Source organism: Leifsonia sp. A12D58, assembly GCF_047530025.1.
In the GTDB taxonomy this organism is placed as follows: domain Bacteria; phylum Actinomycetota; class Actinomycetes; order Actinomycetales; family Microbacteriaceae; genus Cryobacterium.
Map to the genome: position 1 here is coordinate 1 of NZ_JBLJAT010000002.1, position 15064 is coordinate 15064.

Here is a 15064-nt window from a genome sequence, read left to right on the forward strand (position 1 = left end):
GTGGCAGGCGGTCTCCGCCTGCCACGCCCTTCTGCATTCCACCCTTAGAATCGCAGTGTGTCGACCACCCCCGAATCATTCAGCCGCGTCACCGTTGAAGAGCGCCTCTTCAGCCTCGTCCTCGCCTTGCTGGCGACGGAGAACGGCCTGACCAAGTCGGATATTCTCTCGACAGTGCAGGGCTATCGGCAGCGATACATCATCGGCGGAGACAATGCCAGCCTGGATCGGCAGTTCGAGCGCGACAAGGACGACATCCGAGAGCTCGGTATCCCTCTCGAGACCATTGATCCGCCCGATGACCCAGGCAGCAACCACAACCTTCGCTACCTGATCCCGAAGAGCCTGTATGACCTCCCTACAGACCTCACATTCTCGCCGGACGAGCTCATGCTGCTCAAGCTCGCTGCAACGGTGTGGCGGGAGGGTTCGCTGTCGGCCGAGTCGCGGCGTGCACTGACCAAGCTCAACTCACTGGGCGTCGAGTCAAGCGACCCCTTGCTCGGCTATGCACCGCATCTGCGTGCGCGTGAGACCTCATTCGAACCGCTCAGCAAAGCGATGGACCGTGGCCAGATCGTCTCGTTCCTCTACCTCAAGCCCGGCGAGTCAGCGCCCAGGCTACGCGTAGTCGCCCCGCACGCTGTTGTTCTTCATGAGGGTCGTTGGCACCTGTTTGCCACCGACCAGAATGCGCAGGCAACGCGTACATTCCTGTTGTCGCGCATCGTCGGTCCTGTTGCCGTCGTGCAGGGCAAGTCATTCACTCCCGATGGCGACGGAAAGGCGACTCAGGCGCTTGACGAACTTGACGCCATTTGGAATCGCAATCTCGCGACAATTTCGGTGACGCCAGATTCGGATGCAGCGGTGAGACTGAGTAAGCGCGACGCCGACGGCGATCTGAGCCGCAACGCACACGGTGACCACATGATCACGCTGCACTTCACCGACCTCAACATCCTGGCCGACGAGCTCGCCGGATATGGTCCAGAGGTGCTCGTCCTCAGCCCCCTCGAGTTGCGCCAGGCGGTATATGCCCGGCTCGTCGGCGTCAGGGACGCCCATTCCGAGGTCAGCAGCACTCAAGCAGATTCAGAAGGGTCAGCACGATGAGTCCTAAGCCTCCGGCGCTGGGCGCACCTGACAAGCTCACGTTCCTGCTTTCCCTTGTGCCTTACTTGATGGATCACGACGAGGTGACGGTGACGGATGTCGCAACTCACTTTGGTATCAGTCCCGCACGTGTGCGGGATGCGGTCAACCTCATCGCCATGTCTGGTGTCCCTGGTGACACTCACCAGTATCTGCACGGTGACCTTTTCGACATTCAGTGGGATGAGTTCGAGAACAACGACAGAATCATCCTCACCAATCTGGTCGCCATCGACGATTCTCCACGCTTCTCGGCACGTGAAGCCGCTGCACTCATCGCCGGTTTGCAGTACCTGTCATCGCTGCCGGAGAACGCCGATCGAGATGCAATCGCGTCGCTGATGGCAAAACTCACCAGGGGAGCCTCAGCAACGCCGAGCCAGCTGGCCGTAGCTCAGCCCGGCTCAGCCGATACCCTTGCCCTCATCCAATCTGCGGTGCAGGGCAACCGCCAGCTCGAGTTCGACTACCTCAACGCCCGGGGCGAGCAGGAACGTCGCCGCGTCGATCCGCTTCGGGTCGAGTCGGTCGACAACGACTGGTACCTGCGCGGCTGGGATCATCTGCGCGAGGCAGTGCGCACGTTCCGCCTCGACCGCATGAGCAACCCGGTGGTGACTAACGAAGCGATCACAGAACACGCTGGCGACGTCGAGCTTCCCGATTCCCTGTTCGTCGGCTCGGCTGACGATCTCACTGTCGACATCGAACTCCCGGCCGCTGCAGGCGCCTTGATCGCCGACTACGTACCTGAGGGCACAACGGGCACGATAGAGAATGATCGGATGCGCGTCACTCTCAGGGTCGCGCACTATCACGGGCTGAAACGCTTCGTGGCGGGTCTGGCCGGCGTCGTGACAGTCGTCGACCCGCCGGAGGCACGGGCGATCGTCGCGGCATGGGCCGCTGCTGGAGCCGCCAGATACGAGCAGCTCGAGTCTGACACTGCGCCAACCGAGAGCGTTCTCTGATGATGCCGTGGTGGTCGTGGCTCCTGATCTGGACAGGGCTGGTCCTCGGTCTGCTGGGCATGCTCGCGTACTTCGCCGTGAACCTTTTCAAAAAGCTCATGAAAGCGACGGATGCCCTCGGTAAGTTGGGCGCCCAGGTCGGCGCGCTCGAAACCAACATCAGTGAACTCCAAGCCCCTTCACCGCGTCCCGCCATCTTCAAAGACCATAATGTGCTTGCGTACCAGCGCGAAGTAGGCCAATACGCCAAGGCAGAGCGTCGTCAACGACGTAGGGATGACTTGGTGAATCGGGGTAAACTCTTGACTACCCCCTCAGATCAAAGGATGGACGACCATGCTCGGTAACGCACTCAGCGGATGGCACCTCGTTGTTATCGTCTTCATCGTCTTGCTCCTTTTCGGCGCACCCAAGCTCCCTGGCCTTGCTCGCAGCCTCGGCCAGTCGATGAAGATCTTCAAGAGCGAGATCAAGTCCGACAAGACCGAAGAGCGCACGACGACACCAGATGTCGCGCAGCCGAACCAGTCCGACGCGTCGCAGAGCACGGGTTCAACCGACTCAACGACTAAGTCGTAGCCCACATGGCAGTGCGCACCTCCCGGCGTACGGACGGCGAAGGGAAGATGTCCCTCGGGCAGCATCTTCTCGAACTGCGAAAGCGCCTCTTTCTGGCTGCCGCCGGCATCATCGTCGGAGCAATCATCGGTTGGTTCCTCTCTGAGTTTGTCTGGGACGCACTCCGTGAGCCGGTGTATGCGATCGCGAATGCACAGGATCGCAACGCGCAGATCAATTACCCGAACATCACATCAGCGTTCGATCTCAAGTTGAAGATCGCGTTCTACGTTGGCCTCATCATCTCGAGCCCGATGTGGCTCTACCAGATCTTCGCCTTCCTGGTTCCTGGCCTCACCCGCAAAGAGAAGCAGTACACCTTCGGTTTCTTCTTCTCTGCCGTTCCGTTGTTTTTCGCGGGCTGCGCTGCCGGCTGGTACGTGCTTCCGCACATCGTTGAGCTGATGACGAGCTTCGCTCCAGCCCAGGACGCCGCGTTTATCGCGGCAGCCGAGTACTTCGACTTCGTGCTCAAGCTTGTGCTGGCGATCGGTATCGCCTTTGTGCTCCCTGTCTTCATCGTGCTGTTGAACTTCGCAGGCGTGATCAGCGCAGAATCCATCGTCAAGTCGTGGCGCGTTGCGATCCTGGTCATCGTCCTCTTCACAGCGATCGCCACACCGTCTGCCGACCTCGTGTCGATGTTCATGCTCGCGATCCCGATGATCGTGTTGTACTTCGCCGCGTGGGGAATCGCCTGGCTGCACGACCGTCGAGTCGCAAAGCGCAACCTCGCCTTTACCCAAGAATTGGCACTGTAGGTCTATCACGTGAGCACAAGCGATTCCCTGTCACCCGCGGAAAAATATGCAGCTGCGCGCACTCGCGCCAAGTACTCCCAGGTGGAAGCATTCCGTTCAGGATTGCGCTTTGATCTCGACCCGTTCCAGCGCACAGCATGTGTGTCTCTCGAAGAGGGCAATAGTGTGCTGGTCGCCGCCCCGACGGGTGCTGGCAAGACGATCGTCGCTGAGTTCGCCGTTCACCTCGCGATGCAGCAGCCCGCGGCGAAGGTGTTTTACACGGCGCCCATGAAGGCGCTCAGCAACCAGAAGTTCCAGGAGTTCGTGGCTGAGTACGGCGCGGAGAACGTTGGCCTGCTCACCGGCGACACGAACGTGAATTCCGGAGCCCGGATCGTTGTCATGACGACTGAAGTCCTGCGCAATATGCTGTACGCGGATTCCGATCTGCTCACCAATCTCGCATTCGTCATCATGGACGAGGTGCACTATCTGGCAGATAGATTCAGGGGTGCAGTGTGGGAAGAAGTGATCATTCATCTTCCTCAGTCCGTCAGGCTGGTGTCGCTCAGCGCGACAGTTTCCAACGCTGAAGAATTCGGCGATTGGCTCCAGGCGGTCCGTGGCGACACCGATGTGATCGTGTCTGAGGAGCGGCCGGTTCCGCTCGAACAACACGTTCTGGTCAAGACCAAGATGCTCGATCTGTTCGACTCGTCTGGCCTCGCTGCAACCAACCGGGTGAACCCCGAGCTCGTTCGGCTGGCTTCAAGCGGTGGGCGGTCTATCGGTAGCAGATCATCCGCTGGCCGGCGCGGAAATGACCGCGGCAGCTACCATCAGCGGGCGCAGCAGGATTCTGGAAAAATGCCGAGGGCGGACATCGTCGAGATGCTCGCCGGTAAGCACCTGTTGCCCGCCATCTTCTTCATCTTCAGTCGCGTCGGCTGCGACCAGGCCGTCAAACAGGTGCTTCGCGCAGGCGTCAGGCTCACGGATGCCGCAGAACGCGACGAGATCAGACAGATCGTTGACGAGCGGTGCCGCACCCTGCTCGACGAAGACCTGGCCGTTCTTGGCTACTGGGAGTGGCTCGATGGGTTGGAGCGCGGCGTTGCTGCTCACCACGCCGGGCTGCTCCCCGCATTCAAAGAGGTTGTCGAGGAGCTGTTCCAGAAGAAGCTCGTCAAGGCAGTCTTCGCCACTGAAACGCTCGCTCTCGGCATCAACATGCCCGCGCGCACCGTCGTGCTTGAGAAGCTTGAGAAATTCAACGGTGAGGCCCGTGTCCCCATCACAGCGGGGGAGTACACGCAGATCACCGGTCGTGCAGGCCGGCGCGGCATCGATGTCGAGGGCCACTCCGTCATCCAGTGGCAGCAGGGTCTCGACCCGCAGTCTGTGGCGTCGCTGGCGTCTCGGCGCACGTATCCGCTCAATTCAAGCTTCAAGCCCACCTACAACATGGCAGTGAACCTGATCGATCAGTTCGGGCGCGAGCGCACCAGACAGATCCTGGAATCGTCGTTTGCGCAGTTCCAGGCGGATCGCGCTGTCGTCGACATGGCCCGCAAGGTGCGTGCGCAGGAGGAATCGCTAGCCGGCTACGCCGAGTCGATGACCTGCCACCTCGGCAACTTCACTGAATACGCCGCAATTCGCCGTTCTCTCACCGATCTCGAACGCGCGGGAAGCGCGGGGGACACCGGGTCTCGTGCGCAGCGGGAAAAGCGCCAACGCGAACTCGCGAGTCTGCGCAAGCGGATGAGGTCGCACCCCTGCAATAGCTGCCCTGAGAAGGAGCAACACGCCAGGTGGGCCGAACGCTGGTGGAAACTGAAACGACAGACAGATGCCCTGAACAAGCAGATCAGTTCACGCACCGGCGCTGTTGCTCGCGTCTTCGACCGCGTGACTGACGTACTGCTCGGCTTCGGATACCTCGTATCCGATGAGCACGGCCGCGTGTCTCTCAGCGAGAGCGGACGCATTCTCCGCAGGATCTACGGAGAGCGTGACCTGCTGGTGGCCGAATCACTGCGCCGGGGGCTCTGGAGCAGTCTCGACGCACCGAGCCTGGCCGCCATGGCCTGCGCCCTTGTCTTCGAACCCCGGCGTGACGAAGGGATGACCGACGAGCGCTGGCTGCCCAAGGGTGCATTCCGTCCGGCATTCGACGCAACAACAGACCTCTGGAGCCGCCTCGACGACCTCGAACGCGATAACAAGCTCCCCGGTAGCAACCCACTCTCGGTCGGCCTGAGCCTTGCAATGTGGAAATGGGCAAAGGGAGCGTCGCTGGGTGACGTACTTTACGAAGCCGACATGGCTGCAGGAGACTTCGTCCGCTGGACGAAGCAGACTATCGATCTGCTCGATCAGCTGTCAGTCGTTGCCGATGGCCACGTCGGACGCACCGCCCGCACCGCGATGGACGCCATCAGACGCGGAATCGTCGCATACAGCTCTGTCGCTTAGGCTAACGAGGTGACCGAACCTGATCGCCGAGTGCTGAACATGCCGCTCTGGGCATCCATCCTTCTTGCGGCAGGCGCCGGCGTCATCCTCGATGCAGGGTTCCCCGACCGCGACTGGTGGATACTTGCCCCCGTCGGCGTATTCCTCATGCTCGTTGCGCTGCTCGGGCGCGGTCCGTGGACAGGCCTGTTGGTCGGTGCAGTGGCCGGTCTGTCGTTCTGGCTCGTCCACGTTAGTTGGTTGACGCTGTACCTGGGATTGCCCCCGTGGCTCGGTCTCGCCGGGCTCGAGAGCGTCTTCTTCGCTGTCGGTATGAGCCTGATTGCCGTGGTGCTGAATAGAGGGCCGCGAGCGTGGCCGACGACGTTCGGCCGACTCGGCATCGTGCCCGTTGTCGTGGCGGGGCTCTGGACCGCCAGGGAAGCAATCTCAGCCGTGTGGCCATATGGCGGATTCGCGTGGGGCCGCGTCGCAATCTCGCAGTCCGAGAGCCCATTCAATTCCTTGGTCGCGTGGGTGGGGATGTCAGGACTGAGCTTCGTCATCGTCTGGCTGTGCGCGCTCATGCTGCAGCTGATCCGGGCAGGAGACTTGTCCATCTCGGCGAGGTCGGGCATTGCGATTGCATCGGTGGCACTCGTACTCGTATTCCCGTCCTGGCCGACCGTGCAAAGCGGTACGACACGTCTGGCCGCGGTGCAGGGCGCCTCAGACGCGGGTTTGTTCGCCCAGAACAGCCCAGGCCAGATTTTGCAGGATCACGCCTCGGCGACTCTTCCCCTGATCGGTGAAGATCTTGACTTCGTGGTCTGGCCAGAGAATGGCAGCGACATCGACCCGACCAGGAACGCACAGTCGGCGAAGGTCCTCGATTATCTGAGCACCAAACTCGATGCGCCCATCGTGGCGGGAACCATCACGTTGCGGGACGATGTGTTCTACAACACGTCACTGCTTTGGAAGGCAGGTGAGGGTGCAGTCGACTGGTACGACAAGGTGCACCCGGTTCCATTCGGGGAATACGTACCCGACCGCGAATTCTGGCGTCCGTTCGCACCGGACCTGATCGACCTGATCCCTCGGGATTACGGCATCGGTACCAGGGACAGCATTTTTGACATCAATGGCATTCGCGCCGGTATCGCTATCTGCTTCGATATCGCCGATGACCAGCTGATCCACAACATGATTTCCGGCAAGGCCGAGATCATTCTCGCGCAAACCAACAATGCGGATTTCGGCACGACAGACGAAAGCGTGCAGCAACTGGCAATCGCGCGTCTTCGCGCCATCGAGGCCGGCCGCACAGTGGTTAACATCTCGACTGTCGGTTCCAGTGCGATCATCACTCCCGACGGTGAGACTCTCGACTCGCTGCCCACCTGGGAGGCCGGTGTCATGGTTCAGACAGTTCCGCTGAGCACGTCCGTCACTCCGGCGATGTCGCTTGGGCGCGGGATTGAGTGGTTGGTCTCCGGTCTGGGGCTAGCAGGTTTCCTGCTCTGTGCGCTTGCCGGTACACAAAAGCGCCGAAACAAGTTCGGCGCTTAGTTGTGGCTGCAGCGTAGCTGTCAGATGAATTTCGGCTTGCTATGCGCCGATCTTCTGCTGTCCGCGACGTGTGCGCAGGTATGTCAGGCGCTCCTCAAGCAACTCTTCGAGTTCGGCACGGGTTCGACGCTCAAGCAGCATGTCCCAGTGGCTTCTCGCTACCTTTTCGTCCGAGTGGTCAACAACGACAGGCACGGAATCTACCAAGCGGGTCGCGACTTGAGAGCAATGCTTGCACTCCCACTCATCTGGCGCTTCAGCATCCGCTGAAAAAATCATCACCGTCTCGCGGCCGCACGCGGCGCACAGGTAGGTGTGGCTAACTCGTGGTGAGAAAGTGACGCCCTCTTCACTCTGCAGGCTTTGTGCGCCCAGTCTCATTCCACGCAAACTGCGATCTGCCATCGTGTGGTCTCCTCTCGCGATGCATTCACAGTTCTAAACCATCAAGCTGGGCGTTATCTTTCCGTTATCTAGCTTCTGGCAGTTAATTCTCAGGCTCGAGCGGAAATCAGCGCCACAGCGAGGTCGGTCCTGTCGGTCACGAGTCCGTCGACCCCCATGTCGAGTAGTCGCCTCATCTCCGCTGGATCGTTCACCGTCCAGGCATGCACCTCGCAGCCGGCCGAGTGAATGGACCTGACGATCTGAGGGGTGACCAGGGATATGCCCCTGAACCTGACTGGGATCTGCACGGCATCGATGCCGTGCAATGCCCGCTTGGTCGCCCAAGCGGCGCCGAGATTTGCCGACAGCACGGCGCGAATGACTCCGCTGCGCGATGCGGAGGTCGCGACGCCGGGAAGCAGCTTTGCTGTTTGTCTGCGACGATTCTCAGAAAACGACGAAATCAGCACCCGATGTGTGGCCCTGTAGCGCAGAACTGCCTCGGCTGTCGGCACAATCGCATCGTCCGATTTCACGTCGATATTGAACCGTGCTTCCGGAAAAGCCTCGAGCAGCTCGCCGAGCGATACGAAGGATTGTCCGTGCCCCAGATCCACCTTGTGCAGTTCTGCGAGCGTGAAGTCACTCACGAGTCCGTCTCTGCCAGCGACGCGCGAGAGATCGGAGTCGTGACTGATGATCGCGATGCCGTCACGCGACGCATGCACATCGGTTTCCAAATGTGTCGCGCCTGCGTTCAGCGCTCTCAAGAACGCCAGCAACGAATTTTCAGGCGCATCGAGGGCCAGGCCTCGATGCGCAAACACCCGCGGCCCGCTGCCGGAGAGAAATGGTGGGCGCAGGTTGGATGGCATGGAGCGTTGTTTCCTTCAGGCTGGCCTTAGGCCCGCCGAATGACGGGACTACGTCCCGGGAGTAGACGGTGGCGCTGCAGCGGGATGAACACCCGGAGTACCAGCCGGTGCGGGCGAATCTGCATTGCCTGCACTCTGCCCGAACGCGCGTCCGATACCCTTCAGCGCCTCCGTGAGCTCACTCGGCACAATCCACAGTTTATTAGCGCTTCCCTCGGCGAGTTTCGGCAGCGTCTGCAGATACTGGTACGCAAGGAGCTTCGGATCAGGGTCACCATCGTGAATTGCCCTGAAGACGGTCTTAATGGCCTCGGCCTCACCCTGGGCGCGGAGCACGGCAGCTTTTGCGTCACCCTCGGCAGAGAGGATCGCAGCCTGTCGCGCGCCTTCTGCAGTGAGAATTGCAGACTGCTTGGTTCCCTCTGCGGTCAGGATCAGGGCTCGCCGGTCACGCTCAGCGCGCATCTGCTTCTCCATGGAGTCCTGGATCGACAGGGGCGGGTCGATCGCCTTGAGCTCAACACGACCGACACGAATTCCCCACTTGCCGGTCGCTTCGTCCAGCACGACCCTCAGCTGACCGTTGATGTTGTCGCGGCTGGTCAGAGCTTCCTCGAGGTTGAGGCCACCGACGACGTTGCGCAAAGTGGTCGTCGTCAGCTGTTCAACGGCGCCCAGGTAGTTGGCGATCTCGTAGGTGGCCGCACGTGCATCCGTCACCTGGAAATAGACCACAGTGTCGATCGAGACAACGAGGTTGTCTTCAGTGATCACCGGCTGTGGCGGGAACGAAACGACCTGCTCGCGCATGTCGATCAGCGGGCGCATCCTGTCGATGAACGGCACCAGGATGTTCAGGCCCGGCATCAACGTCTTGTGGTAGCGACCGAGACGCTCGACGACTCCGGCCGACGCCTGGGGCACGATGCGAATCGCCTTGAACAGTGTCACGATGACGAAGACCACAACGATCAGGATGATGACTGCGACGACGATGGTTGTCACGATCTGACTGGCATCCATTAGATTTCCCTCTCAGCAGGCACGACAACAGCGGTCGCCCCATCGATTGCGGTAACAAGTACACGTTCACCGGGCCCGACGACGCGTTCCAACGTTCCGGGGGAGAGTCGCGCCGTCCAGATTTCGCCATTCGCGAGCCTCACCTGCCCGCCGTTGGAACCGATCGATGCAACCACGCGTCCGTCAAGACCGAGCAGGGCATCAACGTTGGTACCGCTCGGGTCCCCACCCTTTTTCAGCGCACGCAGCAGCGGTGGTTTGATCCCGAAGAGCAGCACAATTGCCAGTACTGCAGCGACGATCAATTGCAGCCACCAGGGTCCACCGAGGAGTCCGGTGACCAGTCCTCCCAGGCTGCCCAGCGCAATCATGAGGAACGTGAGTTCCAGGGTGACCATCTCAACGGTCATAAAGATCAGAATGAGCACCAGCCAGATGATCCAGCCATATTGAACTACGAACGAGTCCATGCTTTTTCCCTCCGATCTCGTATTCTTCGACGCTAGCAGGTGACCGCCACGGCATACTGAAGCCTTGTTGGTAATGTCGTCTTTCGTAGATAAAGCACTTATTGAGGAGCACGCGTGACGAACCCACTTGCCGCTGGATCACTTGAAGGACGACGAGTACTCGTCACAGGGTCCTCGCGGGGCATCGGAGCCGACACAGTCGGTTATTTCGCCGAGGCCGGCGCCCAGGTCGTCATCAACTACCGCAACAAGGCGGCCAGGGCGCAGAAGCTTGCGGATGCCATCACGGCAGCGGGCGGCAAAGCAATCACTGTCGGCGCTGATCTCACCGACCCAGCGTCACTCACCACCTTGTTCGACACCATCCGCACCGAACTAGGCGGTCTCGACATCCTCGTGATGAACGCATCGGGCGGCATGGAGAGTGGCATGGCTCCCGACTACGCCATGCAGCTGAACCGCGATGCACAGGTGCAGCTCCTGCAAGCGGCGCTGCCGCTTCTTGGTGACGGCGCGCGTGTCGTGTTCGTGACCAGCCACCAGGCCCACTTCATCGAGTCGACTCCGACCATGCCTGAGTACCTGCCTGTCGCACTCAGCAAGCGAGCGGGCGAAGACGCGCTGCGTGCGCTCATACCCGAGCTCGAGGCGAAGGGCATCGAATTCGTTGTCGTATCAGGTGACATGATCGAAGGCACGATCACCGCGACCCTGCTCGAACGCGCCAACCCTGGTGCGATCAGTGAACGCAAGGAATCGGCCGGGCGCCTCTACAACGTCAGCGAATTCGCTGCCGAGATCGCCCTCGCGGCCGTTGAGCCCATTCCCGCCGACAACACACGTTACGTCGGCGACACCTCAGATTTCAGAACGACCTAACGGCACAACAGATGAAGGCTCCCGACCTCCCTCTGCTCTCCACAGTTTCCCGGCCCACCATCCACCCTGATGGTGATCGGGCAGTCATCGCCGTTACCAGACCAGATCTGGCGGCCGATGACTATGTCGGTCAACTGTGGAGTGTGAGGCTGGTCGGGGATCCGACTCCGGTGCTCGTTACTCGAGGTTTCAGGGACACGGCGCCGCACTTCTCGCCAGATGGACGTCTTCTTGCTTTTCTCCGCGCCTATCCAGGCGCCCCGGTCCAGCTCTGTGTGGTTGACGCCGCCGGGGGAGAGCCAGTCGAGGTCACACAAACGCCATTGGGCGTCACCGAGTTCGTATGGGCGCCAGACTCAGGCTCGCTGGCGTTCATCGCGCGAGAGCCCGAGTACGGCCGCTACGGCACTGTCCCAGGGGTCGATGCCAGTGACGAGCCTGCCAGGCGCATTACGACGCTGCGATACAAAGCGAATGGTGTCGGGTACACATTTGATCGACCTGCCCAGGTTTTCCTCGTGCGCACGCCCAACGTTTGGGCACCGCCGACGCCTCAGACTGCACCCTCTGCCGATGGTGCCGATGTGTTGCGGCATCGATCGGCACGCTCAAAAGATGGCATCCCGCGACAGCTCACGTGGGCGGTCGACGGCTTCGACCACGCTGGACTCGCGTTCTCACCCGACGGCGCCTCGCTCATTACGATTTCGGCTCGGCAGTCAACCCGCGATATCGACCTTCGGTCGGGTGTAATAGAGCTCGCGATCGCCGCGGATGCACAACAGCACCGGACTCTTTCGCCTCACCTCGACGGAGCGCGTTCCTCGTCGACTCACCGCAGAGGAATCCATCGACCTGGCCGAATCGTCGGAACTCACATTCACCGATGACGGGTCAGTGATTGTGCAGAACACGACACGCGGAACCGTGCAGCTGATGGCCGTCTCACCCCACGGCCAGATCTCGCAGATCACCTCGACCGCCCTCGTCGTCACCGGCCATGATTGTGTCGGCGACAAGGTTGTCTTCGCTTTCCAGGACGCTATGTCGTCAGGCGACGTTGCGGTAGTGGCCGACAACCACATCCGGCGCCTCACCGGGCTCGGTTCATCACTGCGGGATGACGATATTCTGCCCTCCCGCGAGGTCACGGTTATCGGCCGCGATGGATGCCCTGTGCACGGGTGGGTCGTCCGGCCGAAGGAGCACAGCACAGAGGGACCGGGCGCGCATCCGGTGCTGTTGTGCATCCACGGCGGACCCTTTAGTCAGTACTCAGTCGCCCTCTTCGACGAGGCCCAGATCTGTGCTGCGGCCGGCTATGCGGTGGTGATGTGCAACCCTCGCGGGTCGTCAGGATACGGGCAAGCGCACGGGCGTGCGATCCGGCACGGCATGGGGCAGCTTGACCAGAATGACGTGCTTGATTTCCTTGACGGTGTTCTCGATACCGATCCAACCCTGGATGCAACACGGGTCGGAATCATGGGCGGCTCGTATGGCGGTTTCCTGACCGCCTGGATCATCGCCAACGACCACCGATTCACGACGTCCGTCATTGAACGAGGATTCCTTGACCCCGAAGCTTTCATCGGAACCTCCGACATCGGCAGTTTCTTCACGGATGAGTATGCGGGGGAGACCCAGTCCCACATTCAACGCCAGAGCCCGCAATCGGTAGTCGGTAGTGTCAGAACCCCCACCCTGCTGACGCACTCCGCCAACGACCTCCGATGTCCGCTGGGTCAGTCCGAGCGCTATTACGCAGCTCTCAAGCGCGGGGGAGTTGAGACTGAACTTGTCATTTTCCCAGGCGAAGATCATGAGCTGTCCCGCAAGGGAAGCCCACGCCACCGCGAGCAGAGATTCGCCATTGTGCTTGAGTGGTTAGCTCGCTATTTGCCGACGGCGCACAACGCCCGTTGAGGCCGCACACGGTCACCCACGCCACCAAACTATATGAGGTTGTCGACTCGCAAGAGCCGACAACCTCATATAGTTATGTCAAGAAAAATTAGCTACCAAGCACCGCTTTTGCCGCGCGGCCGAAAGTAAACGCCTGGATGAGCTGCAAAATCCCTGTGATGACCAGGAAGATTCCACCGATCAGCACCAAGACGCCGATTGACTCGACCGGCGAGAGCAGTACGACGATGCCGGCGATGATGCTCACCACGCCGAACAGGATGCCGAACCAACGGCTCGAGTCGGTTGAGGTCTCAACCAGGGCTGCAACTCCTTCGATGATCCATGAGATGCCGATGACCATGCCGAGCACAACTAGTGAGTTGAGCGGATTCCTGATCGAAATGATGCCGGCGATGATGAGGAGGACGCCAAGCATGATGTTGAGCACCCTGGGTCCTGGTGCCACGCCGACGACGAAGATGCCCCTAACGAGGCGAATAATTCCCGCGATCAGGAAGTACAGCCCAAAGAGGATCGCAATGAGCGAAACCGTGGCGTCCTGCCACACGAGAATCATGACGCCGAGAACGAGTGCAATGACACCGCTGATTGCGATTGCGGTACGCACGCCGCTGACAGCCGACTTGGTCAATTCGTTCGGATCGACTCGAAAATCAAATACTGCAAAATCGTTCGACATTGATGACTCCCTTTGATCTGCCTGTGCACGAACCGAATGATTTCGTCCATCTGAGCGACACCCTAGCGATGACGCTGAGGATTCGTCGCAAACGTGCACCAGTGAGTCCGTGTTGCACCTCGAAACGTCCACCAGCTGGTTGATTCAGCCAACGCTGCTGTAATTCACGCCATGCGAGCCGCAGCGATCATCCGATGCGCATATGGGTACTCATGCCGACGATCACGCATAACCATCAGAACAGCCTGATCAGAAGCAGATTCCGCGAACTACTAATTGGGCTGATAATGCACATTATGTCAAGTCATGGGCCAGCTGGCCCTACGGGGACGGTTTTCCATCTGCCCATGGCAATCTGTTGCTCGGCTACCCGATTCAACCGCACAAATACCATAGAGTCGCCGCATGATGAATGCGGCGACGCTCGGAGCGCTCTCTCGGTCGGTTCGTTCTTCCTGTTTCCTGACTCCACTCGGCGCCGGGTGCGCGTTCTTCTCGCAGCCAAGCCGCCAGAGACGGAAAATTGGCCGCAAGCAGCGGTCGCCACCGCGAAAATGCGCACCACTCCCCTGGCCCATCCGGGCGATACTCAGGAGTGTCTCGTCGAGCCTCGAACCGCTCTCCCCCGACCATGTGACGGCATGACGACGTTCATGAACCCCCGTGACACGTAAGACCTCCCGGCTTTCCGATGCCGGGGCTCACGCGCATACTGACGGGAGCGAGAGGAGCCTCGTCATGGCCGCACTGATCAGCTCGGCACTACTCTCACTCGACGGATACATAGCGGATGCCGCTGGCAACTTTGACTGGGCAGCCCCGACTGACGAGGTTCATTCCTTCGTCAATCAGCTCGAGCGCTCGATCGGAACCTATCTCTACGGCCGCCGCATGTACGAGGTCATGTCGTTCTGGGAAACAGCCGCAGACGAACTGCCCCTGTCTGGCCCTGCCCTGGAGTACAGCGACATCTGGCACTCTGCAGACAAGATCGTGTATTCCCGCACTCTGACTGAGGCGCCGACCGCGCGCACGCGCATCGAACATTCCTTCGATGCTGCCGCCGTCAGGGCTATAAAGGCGGCCGCAGTGCGCGATATCTCGATTGGTGGGTCGGAGATCGCAGCCGAGGCACTGAACGCCGACCTCATCGACGAGATTCACCTGTTCGTGACACCGATCCTGGTCGGCGATGGCACGCCATTCTTCCCGCATGGGTCGCGCGTCAACCTCACGCTGCGTGACGAACACCGCTTCGAAGACGGCACGATGCACCTTCACTATCTCGTCATCCGCTGACGTCAGG

14 protein-coding genes are annotated in these 15064 nt (G+C 60.5%); 9 read left to right on the plus strand and 5 right to left on the minus strand.

All coding sequences use genetic code 11. The features are described 5' to 3' along the window. The first annotated feature begins 57 nt into the window (after positions 1-57). The 6 genes from ACMT3I_RS05895 to lnt all read left to right on the plus strand — a co-directional run bounded on the left by ACMT3I_RS05895 (position 58) and on the right by lnt (position 7516). Complete coding sequence (locus ACMT3I_RS05895; protein ID WP_414803538.1) at positions 58-1116, plus strand: helix-turn-helix transcriptional regulator; 1059 nt, start codon at positions 58-60, stop codon at positions 1114-1116. Then, positions 1113-2126, plus strand: coding sequence for a helix-turn-helix transcriptional regulator (locus ACMT3I_RS05900; RefSeq protein WP_414803539.1), 1014 nt, complete (start codon positions 1113-1115; stop codon positions 2124-2126). The genes ACMT3I_RS05895 and ACMT3I_RS05900 overlap by 4 nt, the downstream gene beginning before the upstream one ends. Before the next feature lie 336 nt (positions 2127-2462). After that, entirely contained in the window at positions 2463-2705 is a 243-nt protein-coding gene (gene tatA / locus ACMT3I_RS05905; RefSeq protein ID WP_414803540.1) for a Sec-independent protein translocase subunit TatA, read from the plus strand. Positions 2706-2752: 47 nt separating this feature from the next. Further along, the gene (gene tatC, locus ACMT3I_RS05910) at positions 2753-3505 is read left to right on the plus strand and encodes a twin-arginine translocase subunit TatC (protein ID WP_414803541.1); all 753 of its coding nucleotides are present in this window, start codon (positions 2753-2755) and stop codon (positions 3503-3505) included. A 9-nt stretch (positions 3506-3514) separates the two neighbouring features. Beyond that, entirely contained in the window at positions 3515-5965 is a 2451-nt protein-coding gene (locus ACMT3I_RS05915) for a DEAD/DEAH box helicase (RefSeq protein WP_414803542.1), read from the plus strand. A 9-nt stretch (positions 5966-5974) separates the two neighbouring features. Beyond that, positions 5975-7516, plus strand: a complete 1542-nt coding sequence (gene lnt, locus ACMT3I_RS05920) for an apolipoprotein N-acyltransferase (RefSeq protein WP_414803543.1) — start codon at positions 5975-5977, stop codon at positions 7514-7516. A 39-nt stretch (positions 7517-7555) separates the two neighbouring features. Here lnt and ACMT3I_RS05925 read toward each other — a convergent pair whose 3' ends face one another. The 4 genes from ACMT3I_RS05925 to ACMT3I_RS05940 form a co-directional block, all read right to left on the minus strand. Next, on the minus strand, positions 7556-7921 hold the full coding sequence (locus ACMT3I_RS05925; protein WP_414803544.1) for an RNA polymerase-binding protein RbpA: 366 nt from the start codon (positions 7919-7921) through the stop codon (positions 7556-7558). An 89-nt stretch (positions 7922-8010) separates the two neighbouring features. After that, positions 8011-8778: a glycerophosphodiester phosphodiesterase gene (locus ACMT3I_RS05930; RefSeq protein WP_414803545.1), complete on the minus strand. Its 768-nt coding sequence runs from the start codon at positions 8776-8778 to the stop codon at positions 8011-8013. Between the two features lie 48 nt (positions 8779-8826). Beyond that, positions 8827-9801 (minus strand): SPFH domain-containing protein, encoded by a 975-nt coding sequence (locus ACMT3I_RS05935; protein ID WP_414803546.1) that lies wholly within the window; start codon positions 9799-9801, stop codon positions 8827-8829. Then, positions 9801-10271 carry an NfeD family protein gene (locus tag ACMT3I_RS05940; protein WP_414803547.1) on the minus strand — a complete coding sequence of 157 codons (471 nt, stop codon included), beginning with the start codon at positions 10269-10271 and terminating at the stop codon, positions 9801-9803. Before ACMT3I_RS05940 ends, ACMT3I_RS05935 begins: the two co-directional genes overlap by 1 nt. Before the next feature lie 114 nt (positions 10272-10385). Between ACMT3I_RS05940 and ACMT3I_RS05945 the strand changes: the two genes are divergently transcribed. Both ACMT3I_RS05945 and ACMT3I_RS05950 read left to right on the plus strand, forming a co-directional pair. Continuing rightward, a complete protein-coding gene (locus tag ACMT3I_RS05945) occupies positions 10386-11150 on the plus strand; it encodes an SDR family oxidoreductase (RefSeq protein WP_414803548.1) in 765 nt (254 codons plus the stop codon). Between the two features lie 774 nt (positions 11151-11924). After that, complete coding sequence (locus ACMT3I_RS05950) at positions 11925-13076, plus strand: alpha/beta hydrolase family protein (RefSeq protein ID WP_414803549.1); 1152 nt, start codon at positions 11925-11927, stop codon at positions 13074-13076. A gap of 88 nt (positions 13077-13164) precedes the next feature. Here ACMT3I_RS05950 and ACMT3I_RS05955 read toward each other — a convergent pair whose 3' ends face one another. Continuing rightward, on the minus strand, positions 13165-13758 hold the full coding sequence (locus ACMT3I_RS05955; protein ID WP_414803550.1) for an HdeD family acid-resistance protein: 594 nt from the start codon (positions 13756-13758) through the stop codon (positions 13165-13167). Between the two features lie 738 nt (positions 13759-14496). On the opposite strand from ACMT3I_RS05955, the gene ACMT3I_RS05960 reads away from it, so the two are divergent. Then, positions 14497-15057 carry a dihydrofolate reductase family protein gene (locus ACMT3I_RS05960; protein WP_414803551.1) on the plus strand — a complete coding sequence of 187 codons (561 nt, stop codon included), beginning with the start codon at positions 14497-14499 and terminating at the stop codon, positions 15055-15057. The last annotated feature ends 7 nt before the right edge of the window (positions 15058-15064 follow it).